The following is a 14938-nucleotide window of genomic DNA, read 5'->3' as shown; positions in this document are numbered from 1 at the left end:
ACCCATGAATATCAGTTGCAATCCCCGCGATTCTCTTCCGCCGAATCTCGGACAGGACGTCCCTGTCGCTGGCACGTCCGCATTCGGTTTTTCTAAGCAGGTATGCCTTGGCTGCATCTACCAAATCGTGACGGCGTTGCTGCTGCTGTTCGCGCCCACTTCGGTGTTCGCCGCAGAACGGCCTAACATCATCACCGTGTTTATTGATGACATGGGATGGTCCGATCTTTCATGCTATCACGGCGATCGAACTCAGACGGAGAACATCGATTCCCTGGCCGCCGAAGGGCTGCGCTTCACCAACTTCTACGTCAACTCACCAATCTGTTCGCCTTCGCGAGTCGCGTTGTCGACAGGTCAGTATCCGCAGCGTTGGCGAATCAGTTCGTATCTGGCCAAACGCAGCGCCAACATCGATCGCGGGATGGCTCAGTGGCTGGACCTGCAGGCGCCGATGTTGGCTCGACAGTTGCAGAAATCCGGCTACGCCACCGGGCACTTCGGCAAGTGGCACATGGGCGGCCAGCGAGACGTCGCCGACGCGCCGCTGATTTCGGAATACGGATTCGACCAAAGCCTGACCAACTTTGAGGGCCTGGGTCCGCGAGTGCTGCCATTGAAGGATGCGTATGACGGCAAGCCGCCAAAGAAACATGATCTCGGATCCGCGAAACTCGGTCACGGACCAATTCGGTGGGAAGATCGATCCGTTGTCACCGCTGCGTTTGTGAAAGAGGCCTTGCAGTTTTTGGACCAGGCTCAGGCCGACGGAAAACCTTTCTTCCTGAACCTGTGGCCGGACGATGTGCATTCGCCCTTCTTTCCTCCAAAGGTGCTGCGTGACAAAACGGACGAAAGCAAGAAGGCACTTTATTACGCCGTGCTGGTCGCGATGGATGAGCAACTCGGCCGATTGTTTGACCGAATCCGTAACGATGCGGCGTTGCGGGACAACTCACTTATTCTTGTTATGTCCGACAACGGACACGAAGAAGGAGCGGGAACTGCGGCGCCTCTTCGTGGTGCAAAGACGTGGCTGTACGAAGGCGGAGTGAGGTCGCCGTTGATCGTGTGGGGGCCGGGTTTGCTGGCGGATGACGCCGCTGGGTCGGTTAACGAAAGCAGCGTACTGTCTGCGATCGACGTTAACCGCTCGCTGTACGCAATCACAAAGACGGCACCGCCCGCAGACATCGAATTTGACGGCGAAGACCTGGCCGCCACTTTGCTGGGCAGCCAACAGCAAAGCCGCAAAGCACCAATCTTCTGGCGACGGCCGCCTGATCGGCCGGGAACGAAACAACAGGACAATCCGGACCTCGCCGTACTTCGCGGCGTCTGGAAGTATTACGTAAATTACGATGGCAGCGATCGGCAGTTGTACAACCTGAGTGCTGACGTTTCAGAAACGCGAAACGTGATCGACCAGCACAAGGCTGAAGCGGACCAGTTGCACAAGCAGGTGATGCAGTGGAACGCGGCGCTACCCGTTGATGCAGGCGATCCGAAGTGGAGCAAGTCGGAATGATCTACGATTCCGTACGGACGGGCTGAGTTGTCGGTTCAGGCGGGGCAAACAGTGACTGGATCATCAGCATGCCGGCTCCGCAAACAAGGCAGATGTCGGCCACGTTAAAGATGGCCCAATCGAGTCCAGGGTTCTGAACAGTGCCGCCGAACTGAAAATGAAAGAAGTCGCGAACCGCTTGAATCGGCTGATCCTGACCGGGCAGGCGAATACCATGCAGGCCGAGGCGATCGTACAGGTTTCCCAGCGTGCCGGCAGACACGAATGCCAGCGAAATTGTCAGCCACAAACTTTCGGCCGCTTTCATCACGAACAGCCAGTACAGCACACCGACAAACGCAGCGACACTTAACAGAGCAAAGGCCCAGGCGAACCCCTGGCCAAATCCCCACAGCGCGCCTTCATTCAGGCTGGTGAAAAAACGGAACCGAACGGCCGTTGAATCAATCAACCATGGCCCGCCATTGCGCAGAGGGAACGCGGTGAAAGCCGCTGTCTTGGACCACAAATCAACCGCCAGCATCGACGCCGTGATGATTCCAAAAACAACGGCTCGATTTCGCGGCAATCTGTTCATGAGTTTTCGGTTTCTCGTTCACGTTCGCAGTCCACGCAATTGCGCGCGTACGGAACGGCTTTCAGCCTCGCTTTGGGAATACGGGATTTGGCCTCAGACTTACCCGATTCCAGACACATTTCGCACAAACCGAACGTAGCTTTGTCGATTTTGCTTAACGCCGTCGAGATCTCTTTCAGAAACTCTTCGTCATTTTCCACCATTCTTAGCGAAAAGTCGACGTCCCACGCGTCCGACCCCATTTCCGCCATATGGTTGGACGAACCGTGGTCGCCATTTCCTTTAGACGAAAACGCTTCCTCTTCCAGCTGGTCCACGTCCTCACGAACGCGTGCCTGCATGGCTCGCAGGATATCTCGAAACTGCTGTAAGTCTTCTTGCTTCATCATGATCCGTCGTAACCCATTAATTGGCCCTTGATTGCGACAGTCCGGCCGCCGTGGCAGAATTATGCGTCGGATAGCTGATCGCGTCCACTCGGAAGGCCGATTTTCGCACCACAACAAATTGGGATACGAATTTTCACCCAACATGCGCCAAAGGAGTCCTGATTTCATGCTGAAAAGCGTCCGATGGGGAATTATCGGAATTGGGCGATTTGGCGCCATCCACGCCCAAACCGTTCAGTCTTTGTACGGCAGCGAATTGGCCGCCGTTTGTCACCACGATCCGGAAAAACTGGCCGCCGCCGCGTCCGCGTATCCTGAAACGTCCGCGACCTGCGACTATCGAGACCTGTTGCAGGACAACAGAGTCGATGCTGTCAGCATCACGACTCATTGGCAGCAGCACTTTTCGATCGCAAAAGCCGCGTTAGAGGCCGGCAAGCACGTGTTTCTGGAAAAGCCAATGGCGGAAACGTCGGAACAGTGCCGGGAACTTGTAGCGTTGGCTGCTGATTCGCCCGGCTTTTTAATGGTGGGCCACGTCTGCCGGTTTGATCCTCGAGCCAGCCTTGCAGAACGTTCGATTCGCGATGGTGCGATCGGCCGCATTGTGTCCATGCACGCAAAACGCAATCTGCCGCGAGCACCGGGACACATTCGGCTGGACAAGATCTCGCCCCTGATGGGCGACGGCATTCACGATGCTGATCTGATGCTGTGGTTTATGAACCAGATGCCAACACGAGTCTACGCTCGAAATGTTCGTGCCTCTGACTTCCGCTATGCCGACGTTGGCTGGGCCATGCTCGAATTCGGCGACGCAGCGGTTGGTGTGATCGAAACAGTGTGGTGTCTTCCGGAAAACGTTTCCACCGTCATCGATGCGAAGATCGAAGTGATCGGCACGGACGGAATGTTGACGGTGGACTGTTCGGAAACCGGGTTCCAAATGGTGAATGCGGACGGCATCAAGATGCGAGACACCGTTTACTGGCCGGAGCAGCATGGCCGCCGTGTGGGTGCATTGGCCGAACAACTGGCGTACTTCGCAAACTGCGTCCGCACCAACACGGCGCCGACGGTTTCAACACCACTGGATGCCGCGAAGGCGGTGACAGTGATGGAAGCCGCAGAACGGTCTGCGAAGCTGCATTCGCCGGTAGAGATTCCAAGTCCGGATGCAGACTTTTGATACCTGCGTTGGCGCACAAAAAAAAGACCGTGGGAGAACGAGTCTCACACGGTCCTTTGTAAAGTCAGGCATTCCGGATACTGCGACGGTGGAGACGCAGCGAGTAAGGCGAAGACCGAGTCGTGCATAGCACGCACTCTTAGTTGGTCCGGGCCTACGCAAATAATTTGAGACCTCCGTCGGGGTAAACCGAAATGCCTGATTTGTTCTCGACTAAAGGATCGGCCTGTTAACCGACCAATCTACATTGTTTTGCACGACGAAAACAAATTTTGAAACGTGGCACCTTCGGCAGGCCCTGCGATCCCAATATCTTCTCTCGCCACTTCAACAGTCGCGTTCCCGAACTACGCAGCGTCGTATTCGGAAAGACGATTCGTCGGCTGGAATGATTCGTGTACGGCAGACTTCAGTGAATACCGCATATAGTACGCATCTTCACAAGTGTCGTCGTAGTGATTTCGCAGAACGGAAAGAGCCTTGAAGCCGCTGTTCGCGAAGAACAACTGAGCGTCGAGGTTTGTTTCGCGAACTTCCAGCACGATTTCGCGGCGACGCTGTTGCGACAACTTGTCGATCAAGCGCTGAACCATCTGCTGCCCGACGCCGCGACGGCGGCAATTCGGAGACACAGAAAAATTCAGAATCCGCAGCATCGACTGATGCAGCTCGTAGATCATGAAACCGACGATCTCATGGTCGAGTTCGGCGACAGTCCCGATGCAGTTGCGCTGACGCAGGCAAGTCAGGAATTCTTCTTCGGTCCATGGAAATTCGAAACTGGATCTTTCGATCTCCAGAACCTCATCCATGTCGCGTCGGATTAGCCAGCGAATTTGAGTTCGCAGGGCGAGTTCTTCCGCAGCGCTTTTGGCTGCGACTGTGCGTTTGAGTTTCTCCAACCCCATCATGGCCTCCATGCCGACGTGTATTGAAGTGTGTTGGTCGATATCCGTGACAACAACAACGATGCCTTCAACTAGATCAATCGGCAGAAGCGTATCAAATCTGCCAGTTCAGCGCCTATCCTAATTGAACCGGCCCGTAGAAAGCCTGCCGGGATTTCCCCGAACCAGCGTTTTGGCAAGCGAAACATGCCGGACGCCACACGCGAAGGCGGTTTCTGCCTGCAGTTGCGGCAACTCGATTCTGAGTGGAAAGAACGCCGCGAATCGCCACTGGACCGCTCAACTGTGGAATGCCATCCAACGGCGACCAACCGACGGACCGCGTCCATCAGTTTCGGCGCGAAGGACGTACGGCTGCGAAAATCAGCAGAAGCAACGTCAGCCCGCTGAAGGCTGCGCCGTACATAAAACTTGACGGCCAGTAACGCCATTCCACCGTGTGGCGACCGCTGTCCAGACGGACCGTTCGCATCAGCCCTTCTGTAGGCTCGGCCTCGCGTCCGTCGACGGTAACCCGCCAGCCGGGGTACATAAGTTCTCGCCACGAAACTTCAGCAGCATCCGCAAGATTAACTTCGAAAATTACGCGGCCGGGTTCAGCCGTCAGTAGTTCGAACGAAGTCAACGCCGCCGCTGGTTCGACAGCGTGCCGCTGAGGGATCGACACCACGCGGTACAGAAAACAGGAATCGCGTCCGCGGCCCCAGACGGTGTTTAAAATGGCGTCCGGAGCAGCGTTGACGAGTTCAATCGCATCGGCCGGACGGCGGAGCTGATCCAGTGTGACAATATGAGTGATTCCCAACGACTCTAGCTGCACCAGCTGTTCCGCCGAAGGAAACTCGTCGTCCTCATTGGACGGTCCCGTCGGCGGTTGCAGAGCGTCGGTGTAGTAAACCGCTGGCCCGATGCCAAGATATTGTGGCACGCAACTGGTCCCCAGCAGGTTGCAAAGGTTGGGGCCGGGGGCCAACAGCCGAGGCATCGATGCTGTTTCGTCCTGTAGCGTTTCTTCCAGCCAACTTTGGTCCACCAAAGTCATCGGCGGACGTTCGACGACGACGGCATTCGTCACCACATTCGACGACCACGCTAAATCCGGCAAGGTGATCAGCCCGATCGCGATGACAGTCACGACGCGCATCGCGGCCGATGAGCGACTTAGCAGTTGGTCCAGCGACAACGCCACTAAAATACTGCCGCCCATCGCTGCGACAATCGTGTATCGCCCGGGCCCCATAAAGAAAGCAAATCCCGGCAGGTGGCGCGTGACCGGCATTAACCAGCCGGTCGCATACAACAAGGCGGCCAACGAAAGACACCCCCAGATCTTCAATGCCGGCCGATCCATGCCCTGACGGAACTGTTTGTTGAGCAACAAGCAAAGCAGCAGCAGTGGAAAGAGTCCCAAATACAGATGAGCTTCGACAGCATTCGTTTCCGCATCGATGGTGCCTGGCGTGTCTCGCATCTGACGCGACACGATGATTTCCGGCGTGTGCCAATACCACCACGAAGCCACCAGTTGACTCACGTACAGCGGCGGCATGTGACCGTACGCCGGGTTGAATTCTTTTTCAACGCCTTCACGCTGACTGTTTTGCTTGAGCTCATACGTCGGCAACAACTGAACCGATGCGACCGCCAGCCCCGAAAAAATGGCGGCGATAACCATGGCTACCGGCTTCACCGGCGATGGCACGGCAGCTCGGCCAGAAGGCTGTTCCGGCGGCTGCTCTGTTCCCGTCGATTGGTCCGGCTGGGACCGACAGAAAAACAGCTTCAACGCCGCGTAGCCGACCAGCGTTAACTGGCAGATAAACGCCAGCGCGAAGTGTCCTGCCAGCAGGTGGCAGCCAAGGCACAACGCCAACACCGAAAACCGTCGCCACGACGCACGTTCGATCAAACGGTCTGTCTGCCACAAACACAGTGGTAACCACAGGCCGCCGATGATGCTCCATTCGAGCGAAACCCGAGCCGGAAACCAGCCGTAAACGTAGATCGCGGCAGCCAGCAACGCGGGCCATTGAGTCACCTTCTGGCAACGCACAAACCGCCACGCGAAGACAAAGGCCAGCGCGTAGTGCATCAAAATGCTGACGTTGTAAGCCGTGTTGATGTCAAAAACACGGTACAGAATCTGGTTCGACGGATAGAAGACTCCCGCTTGGCTTTCGGCATGAAGCGGGTACCCCAGGCCGGTCAGATTGTGCCACAACGGGATCTCGCCGTTGGCAAATGCTTCCGCCAGCACGACTTTCTGCGGCATGAAGTAGGTGTACGTATCGCCGCCGACAAGCCCACCGCCCGTCGCCAGCCCCCACCATGTTCCCAGCGACAAGGCGCTGCCAATCACAGCGGCCAGCAGCCATTGCAGCCACGTCACCGTCAGCCGTTTATCAACAGATTCTTCGCGGCTGCTGGTCACGGGATTCCCATCAGCGGCTTGATTAGAAGGTAAGTGCTGGCAGTCAAAATCGGCACGCCGACAAGGTTCAACAGCAAACCGTAACGCACCATGTCTCGGACCTGTATCCGTCCCGAACCAAACACGATCGCGTTCGGAGGCGTGGCGATCGGCAGCATAAACGCACAGCTCGTCGCCAAAGTCGCCGGGATCATCAGCAGACGTGAGTCCATGCCAAGTGGGTCCGCCATCAACAACAGCGACGGCAGAATTGTGCTGACCGTGGCGACGTTACTGGTAAATTCCGTCAGGAAGGTCATCAGAAAACAGGTTACCGCAATGACAACCCACGCCGGCTGATCTTGCAGCGGGCCTTCCAGAGCATCGCCGATCCAACCCGCCAGCCCGGTCACCGATTGGTCGAAGGCTCCGGCCAGAGCAAACCCACCGCCGAACAGCAGCATAATATCCCACGGCAACTTTTTCGCGGTGTCCCAGTCCATCAATGGAATCGCATCACCTTCCGCCGTCTTTGTGCCTGAAGGCAGAAAGAACAGCAAAACGGCCAGCACGATGGCGACGGTTGAATCGTTGATAAATGCCTTTAAGTTGACTTCACCTTCAGCCGCCGTGTGCCCCATCCATTCAAACCAGCGCGGTACCAGTTCCGACCAGCCCGGCAGAAGCTGGACGCCGCCGAATTCCAGCGGGTTGCGAAAGATCCACAACACCGCCGTCGCAGCGAACACCGCAAGCACTCGAGCTTCGGCAGCCGTCATCCGGCCCAGATTCTTCAGGCGCGTCGACAGTTGATCTTTCATGGCCGCGTCACGATCGGTTCGGCGAGGTAGTTTCCACGTCAGCACCAGCCAGGCAATGCCAAGGTACAGCACGCCGATTGGCACGCAGGCGATCATCCATTTGGCGACGCTGATTTCATCGCCCTCCGGCACCAATCTGCGATAGATGCCCACGGCCGCATTATTGGTCGGCGTGCCGACAATGGTGGTCATGCCGCCAATGCTTGCTGCGTACGCGATCGCCAGCAAAAGCGGCACCGCCAGAATGTTGGGCTGGTCCGAATCCCGCGCAGTGTCTTCGTCTTCCATCGTTTTCAGCAGCGCAATCGCGATCGGCAGCATGAGCAGTGTGGAAGCCGTGTTACTGATCCACATCGATAAGCCTGCCGTCGCCAGCAGGAAACCGAGCACCAGCTGACGAGGCTTCGCGCCGACGATGTTCACAATATTCAGCGCGATGCGGCGATGCAGATTCCAGCGTTCGATGCTGAGTGCGATCACGAAGCCGCCGAGATACAGAAACACGTAGTGATTGATGAACGCCTTGCTGACGTCCGGCGCCGCCTGAATTCCCAGCAGGGGAAACAGGGCCAGCGGCAGCAAACTCGTGGCGGCCAGCGGCACTGCCTGAGTGACCCACAAGCCCGCCATGAGAAACGTAACAGCAACCAGTCGGTGAGCTTCGGGCTTCATGCCTGCCGGCGTCGGCGCGAGCAGAATCACCGCGAAACCGAGGGCCATCAGCGCAATCCACAGCCCGGCTTTGGGTCGACGCCGGGCCGGTAAGGGCAAATTCGGTGCGGGAGCCGATGTCATATTTTGAGCAGTTCTTTCTTTAACGCGGTCAGCCGTCGCTGACAGATTGTGGCTCGCCGATCGTTGCCTTCACAAACGGCTCCACGAACCGCCACGATGTCTGGCCTGATGCGCCGCACGGCGGGCAGGTGATTGTCTGTGATCTGCCCAGCCAACGCAAAGAACATTCCCGCAGCGTTGGCGGTGTGTCGCAGAGTGATCAAATCAGATTCCGCCAACAGGTCAAGCGTACTGCCGTTGCCCTTGGTAAATGTGTCGATCAAAAAGCCTGCGCAACCGGCGTCGATGATGGCGGCCAGAATGTCGTTCGGCGCCGGGGCCTTCGCGGCACGGTGGTCTGCATACGCCACCGCGACCCGCTCCGGCGCGCAATTTTGCGGGCCAGCGCTGTCGACAATTGTCTGGCTGAACGATTCGTGTGCCTGCAACCACGCATCAGCCCAGGTCTGATCGCCGTCGTGTCCGAGTAAACCTGCGGGCCCCATTTTCACGTAGCTCAGCATGGCCGCGCCGAAGTCACCAACGCTTCGGTTTTGCACATTTTTTGCTTCGTGCTTAATCCGCCAAGCTTGATCAGGGGATCCATGAGCGTGCTTCGCTGAATCGTCGACGGCGATCAGGCTAAGCCATTCCGTGCATTCGCCGAGTGCTGCCGATACTGGAGCAGAACCGCTGACCGCCTGCAGCACTTCGCAGATTGTCCGCTCGCCAGCGTAGCCCAGTGCCCCGCGATCGGGCTCCTTCACGTCAACAATATCCGCGCCGCCGTCGACAGCCGCAATGGCTTCTGAGCGATCGCGGACGGACACGAGCAATCGAATGGGCATTCAAACTTCCGAGGTTTAGGTTTCGCCAACGCCTATTCAAAGCGGCAACGGGCATCTTCGGCCACACTGCCGTAACCAACCTCGCGTTCCAGCACCGACTGCCGAGCGATCAGCGCGTCTCGCGTGGACGCCACGTCGTGAATTCTAAGCATGTCCGCGCCGTTGTCCGCCAGTCCCATCGACACTCCAATCGTTCCGGCCAACCGTTCTTCGACGGAACGCCCCAGAATGCGCGACAAAAACCGCTTGCGAGAATGTCCCACCAACACCGGACGACGCAGGTCGTTGCGGATGGTGCGCAGCGAACGCATCAACTGCAGATTGTGTTCGGCCGTCTTGCCGAAGCCGATACCGGGGTCCAAGCAAATTCTGTCCGCCGAAATGCCAGCCAGCACCAAAGCTTCACAACGACGATGCAGGAATTCTGTCACGTCGGCAACCACGTCGTCATAGACCGGGTTGTTTTGCATCGACTGCGGCGTGCCCTTGATGTGCATTGCACAGACGCCAACGTCGCTGTCGGCACACACCGCAATCATGTCCGGGTCAAACGTCAGCCCCGAGATATCGTTGACGATCAACGCCCCCGCTCGAATGGCCTGATGAGCGACTTCCGCCTTCGTCGTGTCGATGGAAATCGGCACCGATGTTTTCGCGGCCAATCGTTCCACCACCGGAATCGTGCGCCGCAGTTCTTCGGTTAGCGAAACGGTCGCAGCACCGGGCCGAGTCGATTCGCCGCCGATGTCGATAAAGTCGGCTCCGTCTTCCGCCAGTTGCAGTCCGTGAGCCACCGCCTTGTCTCGCGACGAATGTTCGCCACCGTCAGAAAAGCTGTCCGGCGTGACATTTAAAATGCCCATCAATAACGGCAGCGCCCCGCTGCGATACGAGCGACCACCAACTTTCCACAGAAATGATTCGTCCTGAGCTGTCATCATGATGGGCCCTCTCCGTCGTGGGCTGTCGCCAGTTGTGTTGAACGCTGACTCCTATTCTAACTAGCCGCGCAGCACGGATGCACGTCAGGTTGCGGGAAATTCCCTCAGTGAAACTTTTTCGATAATCAGACTCAGCGGCGATCGCTCGGCTGCCGCACTGAATTTCGGTTAATCGATTTCCGTCGTCGCGTTTGTGGCAACGAACGCTGCAGCCTGGGACTCGTTGGCCCATCCACGACGGAGAATTTTGAATCTCAGCGGTGCAAAAGGTGCCCTGTGCTCCGCGTCCGAGAAACCGCTCACTCGTCGTCATCAGACTCTGCGATCACCATTTTCAGAGTCTCCTCCGTGTCGAAGTTGTCCGGGTTCAGGTGCGGGGCGTCTTTCGCGACGGCTTCCAGAGCAGACAGCCGTTCCTTTGCGTATTTGGCAGCTGCGGTGGCTTGCTGAACTTCGTGCGCGGCGGCTTGCGCCTTTTCAGACGGCGCGGCTCCGGTCAGAAACAATTGCTTTTGCATAGCTGCGGCTTGCTCCGCGAACTCAACCGAGGTCTGTGCATTCTCACTCGCCACTTTCAGCAGTCTGACCTGACTTTCATAGTTGCGCCAGACCAGTCGCCATTCTGCAATTAGGTTCTTCAGGTCCTGCTGATGCTGCTGAGCCGATTTTTCAGCCCGCCGCAGATCTCTATCCATGAGTGAGCCTGGCTCGCTCGGCGTCTCACCGAAGTGGTGCCTTATCTGATTCAGTTTCTGCAATGAATCCCGCAGCCGCCTCAAACCACGCTCGGCTTCTCGGCGACGGTTGATGAGCTTCTCAACGATGTTCGACGAATCGTCAGGCTTGCCGCCGCTTGCATACTGCGATTTCATATGTTGGGCAAGAGCTTCGTCGGCAGCCGCAGCAGTGGGTTCGTCCGCTACTGATGCAACTCGGGCGGGTTGGCCGAGCGGCAGATGTGGCGGGCCGGGCAGTCCGATCGGTGTGCGGGTGACGCCCGGAATTGGTGGTCTTGACGGAACACCTGAAAGAGACTGCCAGTCGATCTCCGGATCCAGCAATTCCTCGACTCGCCGCTCGACAATTCGTTCCCGACTTTCCTGACGAGCCTCCAATTGCTGTTCGACTCGTTGCAGCTTTGTTCGAAGCTGTTCCACCTGCTTTGTCTGCTGCTGAAGTTTCGCGTCCAGAGCCGCCTGGACGAGTTCACGCAGTTGCTGTTTCTCTTTGCGACTGACGCCATCGCCCTTGCGTAGAGTTTGAGCCAGTGACAACGACTGTTGTTCGGCTGGGTGAGTTGTCGTGGACGGCCGGCGGAACGCACTGGGAAGCGGCGAAAAAACATCGGGGCCGGCGTTCGTCCCTGCCACTTTGCCCGGTGCCTCACGTTGTCGTTTTTTCGCAATCTCGTTACGCGGCGAATCGAATTCCGCGTTCCACAGTTTGGCGTTCCTAGGCGTATCGATTTCCTTGAGCTTCTGTTCGACAGCATCCAGTCTGCCACGTCGACCTGAGGCCTGCAATTCGCCGAATCCTCCGGGAGCTCCAGCCCCACGGAACTGAACGCCATCGAATTTGCCCTGAACGTGTTTCAGGGCCGCTTCCCAGAGGACATGCTTTAGGCTGATTTTACGCCATTCAAAGTTAAGCGAATCATCCGTCGGCGACGTCCAGCGGCCCGTTGACGCTGCGAAGGTGTAGCTGAGTTCGCCGTCGCGAACCTGAACGAGCCCGGGTCTGACCACCGGCACTGCCATCGAATTCTGGCTAAGCGTCAGCACATCCCACTTGCCGTTGCGAGCACTGTAGCCCGCCATTTCATCGCCGATCCGCACGGCCGCAACGTCACCGGCCACCACCGGGACGACTTTTTTCTGTTTGGGAACTGAGAGATTTGACCATGTGCCGAGCTTCACACTGAAGCCTCGCAATTCGTCGTTCTCTGCCGACCAGGAAATGATGAGTTCGCTGGTTTGCAGTTCTCGCCGTGCTTGCTGGAGTTCGTAGTACGTCATGTCGGAGCCGAAGCCACCGCGACCGCCGCCCCCCTTGTCACCAACCGGACCGTGCCGTTCGGCCTCCGCCGATGGTTCGCTGGCTGCTGCCGCTGGTTTCGATTTCGCCGGACCATCGAGATCCTGCGCTATCGCCGGATTCAGCGCCAGCGGGAGACTGATGAGCAGCAGAAATGTGAACCACCCGAAGCCGGGTTTAAGGTTTAGCATGTGGAGGTTCCTTGAGAAGTTTTAGGGATGTTGTGTTTTGCGGCGAAGCCAGCCGATCGTTTAACCCGCAGCCGGAGGCGCAGGCGTTTTTGTTTGGCGTCTGTAGTCCTTAAGGTTCTGCTGCGACACAGCCGTTCCCCGCAGCGCCTGCGCCTTCGGCTGCGGGTTAAACGCTTCGTATCAATCTGTTCCGAACAAGAGGATCGACTCAGGAAGATCCTGATCTACGCTATTCCGTTTCCAATTCCAGCGACTCCAGCAACTCGTCCAGTTCCTCGTTAATTTCTTGAATGTCTTCGTAGAGCCCCGCGTCCCAATTGGCATCCGTCGCCTCAGGCTCCATTGTCACTTCGTTGGCTGACGGAACAAGCTGCGATGGTTTCGGTTCAGGCGTCGTTCGGAGTGACATCAGAACTGCCGCAACCAGCAGGAATGTCCCGAACACCAACACATGAATCGGTTTTCGCAGTAGCGATGTCAGCACTCGCCGGAACCGCGGTGGGTTCAGTTCTTCCGGCAAGGCGTTCGCTCGCGGTTGTTGCACGTGAGCGATGCAGTCTTCCAGAAGTGAGGCCACGTGATCCGCGGCACCAAAGCGATCCTCTGCGGACTTGGCCATCAGCCGTGAGATCATGCCGCTCAGCCACGCCGGAACGTCACTGTTGATTTCGCAAATCTGCCGAGGCTGCTCGTCGGTCACTCGACGCAGAATGCCGTACGTCGTTTCGGCTCGAAACGGAGGCCGCCCCGTGGCCATGGCGTACATTACGCTGCCCAGACTAAACAGGTCGCTGCGCGTATCAATCGCGTCGCCACGCGCCTGCTCGGGACTCATGTACTGAGGCGTGCCGGCGATCAGGCCGGTGCGGGTTAATGAGGCATCATCCGCGGCGCGAGCCAGGCCGAAGTCTGTCAGCATCACTCGGTCGACGCCTTTTTCCAGCAGAATGTTCGCTGGCTTCACGTCACGATGGACGAGTCCCTGAGCATGTGCGGCGGCGAGACCGTTGGCGACCTGATGTCCGATTCGCAACACGTCCACAGCCGGCAACGGGCCTTCGCGATCCAGCCGTTGTTGCAGAGATTCGCAGTCAACGTACGGCATCACCAAATACGGCAACTGACCGCCGGAATGCACGGTCAGAATCGGCATCACGTTGGGATGAGTAATCGCGGCTGTCGCCTGAGCTTCTCGAGCAAACCGCAGTCGCGCGGCGGCACTGGTGGCCAGTGGCGGAGCCATAACTTTCACCGCAACAAGGCGATTCAATTCTTCCTGAAACCCCTTCAGCACGACGCCGTTGCCACCGTGCCCAATGATAGAACGGATTTCGATGTTGTTCAGCGTTCCCAGAGCGTCTGGATTGGCGCTGGGCCGCAGAAAATCAACCGCAAAGTCCTGCGGACGCACGTCGCTGGGGTGAGGATACGCGAACGACGTGGAAGAAGGCCCGGTGGGAATCAACGTCGAAACACGATGGCTGCCGTCGGGAAAATGTTCGCCCGAGGCTTCCTGTTTCAGGCATGTTTCGATGCGCTGCCATGCCTGAGGACCGGCGGCCAGTTGTTCGAGTTTCTCACGACAAGATTCGCAATCAACCAGGTGCTCGGCCAGCCGTTCTTCCTGAGCTTCCGTCAGACGGTCGTCGAGCGACTGCTGCAGCAGATCGAATTCACAGGCAGACGCGTTCATTGCAACACCTCTTCCATCTGCTGACGAATGCGAGCCATGATTCGGCTGCGGGACATGTAAATGCTGCCGGGGGAAATCCGCAATTCGGCCGCCACTTCGCTGACTGAGCGTCCTTCAATGATGGTCGCCCAGAACGCGGCCCAACTGGTTTCGATGAATTCGCTGCGAACCTGTTCTGCCGCCCACACGATGAATTCGTGTTCGTAACGTTGAATCTGATCAGCGTCCGGTTCGGCAGCCACGCCCTGCAGCAAATCCAGCACTTCGGTTCCTCCCTGACCGCTCGCCTGCCGCCGTTCTCGCGTCATGAATTTGATAACAACATTGCGAGCGACCGTCGCCAACCAACGACGAAACGAAGCCGCCTGCCCATCGGGTTGCCAGCCGTCAATCGATCGAGCGATCGCCAGCAGAATGTTCTGCACGACGTCGGCCACATGCCGCTCGGGAACTCCCTGACGCACGGCAAACCGCTGCAAAAACGCTTCGTACTGCACGACAAACTCTTCCCAGGCGAGCTCATTTTGCTCGTCCTTCAGCCGCACAATCAAACTGTGTCGGGTTTGTGAGTGTGTCATAGAGCCTGCCTTCCCCTTATATGAGTCCCGGTGGAAGCAGGAATCTCACGGGGGAGG

General features: G+C 57.7%; 12 protein-coding genes. 2 read left to right on the top strand and 10 right to left on the bottom strand.

The genetic code is table 11. From position 1 onward, the window contains the following. Nucleotides 1-4: 4 nt before the first annotated feature. Nucleotides 5-1528 carry a sulfatase-like hydrolase/transferase gene (locus Fuma_RS05475; protein WP_083732546.1) on the top strand — a complete coding sequence of 508 codons (1524 nt, stop codon included), beginning with the start codon at nucleotides 5-7 and terminating at the stop codon, nucleotides 1526-1528. A 1-nt stretch (nucleotide 1529) separates the two neighbouring features. On the opposite strand, the gene Fuma_RS05470 is transcribed toward Fuma_RS05475, so the two are convergent. Then, nucleotides 1530-2105 (bottom strand): signal peptidase II, encoded by a 576-nt coding sequence (locus Fuma_RS05470; RefSeq protein ID WP_077023252.1) that lies wholly within the window; start codon nucleotides 2103-2105, stop codon nucleotides 1530-1532. Then, the gene (locus Fuma_RS05465) at nucleotides 2102-2494 is read right to left on the bottom strand and encodes a TraR/DksA family transcriptional regulator (RefSeq protein ID WP_083731821.1); all 393 of its coding nucleotides are present in this window, start codon (nucleotides 2492-2494) and stop codon (nucleotides 2102-2104) included. Before Fuma_RS05465 ends, Fuma_RS05470 begins: the two co-directional genes overlap by 4 nt. Before the next feature lie 166 nt (nucleotides 2495-2660). On the opposite strand from Fuma_RS05465, the gene Fuma_RS05460 reads away from it, so the two are divergent. Beyond that, nucleotides 2661-3683: a Gfo/Idh/MocA family protein gene (locus Fuma_RS05460; protein WP_077023250.1), complete on the top strand. Its 1023-nt coding sequence runs from the start codon at nucleotides 2661-2663 to the stop codon at nucleotides 3681-3683. Nucleotides 3684-4030: 347 nt separating this feature from the next. On the opposite strand, the gene rimI is transcribed toward Fuma_RS05460, so the two are convergent. The 8 genes from rimI to Fuma_RS05420 form a co-directional block, all read right to left on the bottom strand. Beyond that, nucleotides 4031-4495 (bottom strand): ribosomal protein S18-alanine N-acetyltransferase, encoded by a 465-nt coding sequence (gene rimI, locus Fuma_RS05455; protein WP_077028126.1) that lies wholly within the window; start codon nucleotides 4493-4495, stop codon nucleotides 4031-4033. A gap of 424 nt (nucleotides 4496-4919) precedes the next feature. Continuing rightward, nucleotides 4920-7022, bottom strand: a complete 2103-nt coding sequence (locus Fuma_RS05450; RefSeq protein WP_077023249.1) for a YfhO family protein — start codon at nucleotides 7020-7022, stop codon at nucleotides 4920-4922. Next, nucleotides 7019-8542 (bottom strand): SLC13 family permease, encoded by a 1524-nt coding sequence (locus Fuma_RS05445; RefSeq protein ID WP_077028125.1) that lies wholly within the window; start codon nucleotides 8540-8542, stop codon nucleotides 7019-7021. The genes Fuma_RS05450 and Fuma_RS05445 overlap by 4 nt, the downstream gene beginning before the upstream one ends. A gap of 71 nt (nucleotides 8543-8613) precedes the next feature. Then, on the bottom strand, nucleotides 8614-9444 hold the full coding sequence (locus Fuma_RS05440) for a (5-formylfuran-3-yl)methyl phosphate synthase (RefSeq protein ID WP_077023248.1): 831 nt from the start codon (nucleotides 9442-9444) through the stop codon (nucleotides 8614-8616). Between the two features lie 32 nt (nucleotides 9445-9476). Continuing rightward, on the bottom strand, nucleotides 9477-10385 hold the full coding sequence (gene folP, locus Fuma_RS05435; protein WP_229360850.1) for a dihydropteroate synthase: 909 nt from the start codon (nucleotides 10383-10385) through the stop codon (nucleotides 9477-9479). A gap of 299 nt (nucleotides 10386-10684) precedes the next feature. Further along, entirely contained in the window at nucleotides 10685-12610 is a 1926-nt protein-coding gene (locus Fuma_RS05430) for a hypothetical protein (RefSeq protein WP_077023247.1), read from the bottom strand. Nucleotides 12611-12839: 229 nt separating this feature from the next. Next, entirely contained in the window at nucleotides 12840-14303 is a 1464-nt protein-coding gene (locus tag Fuma_RS05425; protein ID WP_077023246.1) for a serine/threonine-protein kinase, read from the bottom strand. Further along, nucleotides 14300-14881, bottom strand: coding sequence for an RNA polymerase sigma factor (locus Fuma_RS05420; protein WP_077023245.1), 582 nt, complete (start codon nucleotides 14879-14881; stop codon nucleotides 14300-14302). The genes Fuma_RS05425 and Fuma_RS05420 overlap by 4 nt, the downstream gene beginning before the upstream one ends. Between the last annotated feature and the right edge of the window lie 57 nt (nucleotides 14882-14938).

The organism is Fuerstiella marisgermanici (assembly GCF_001983935.1).
Taxonomy (GTDB): Bacteria; Planctomycetota; Planctomycetia; order Planctomycetales; family Planctomycetaceae; genus Fuerstiella; species Fuerstiella marisgermanici.
The sequence above is the reverse complement of the archived record's forward strand: the minus strand, read 5'-3'. Positions and strand labels throughout refer to the sequence as shown.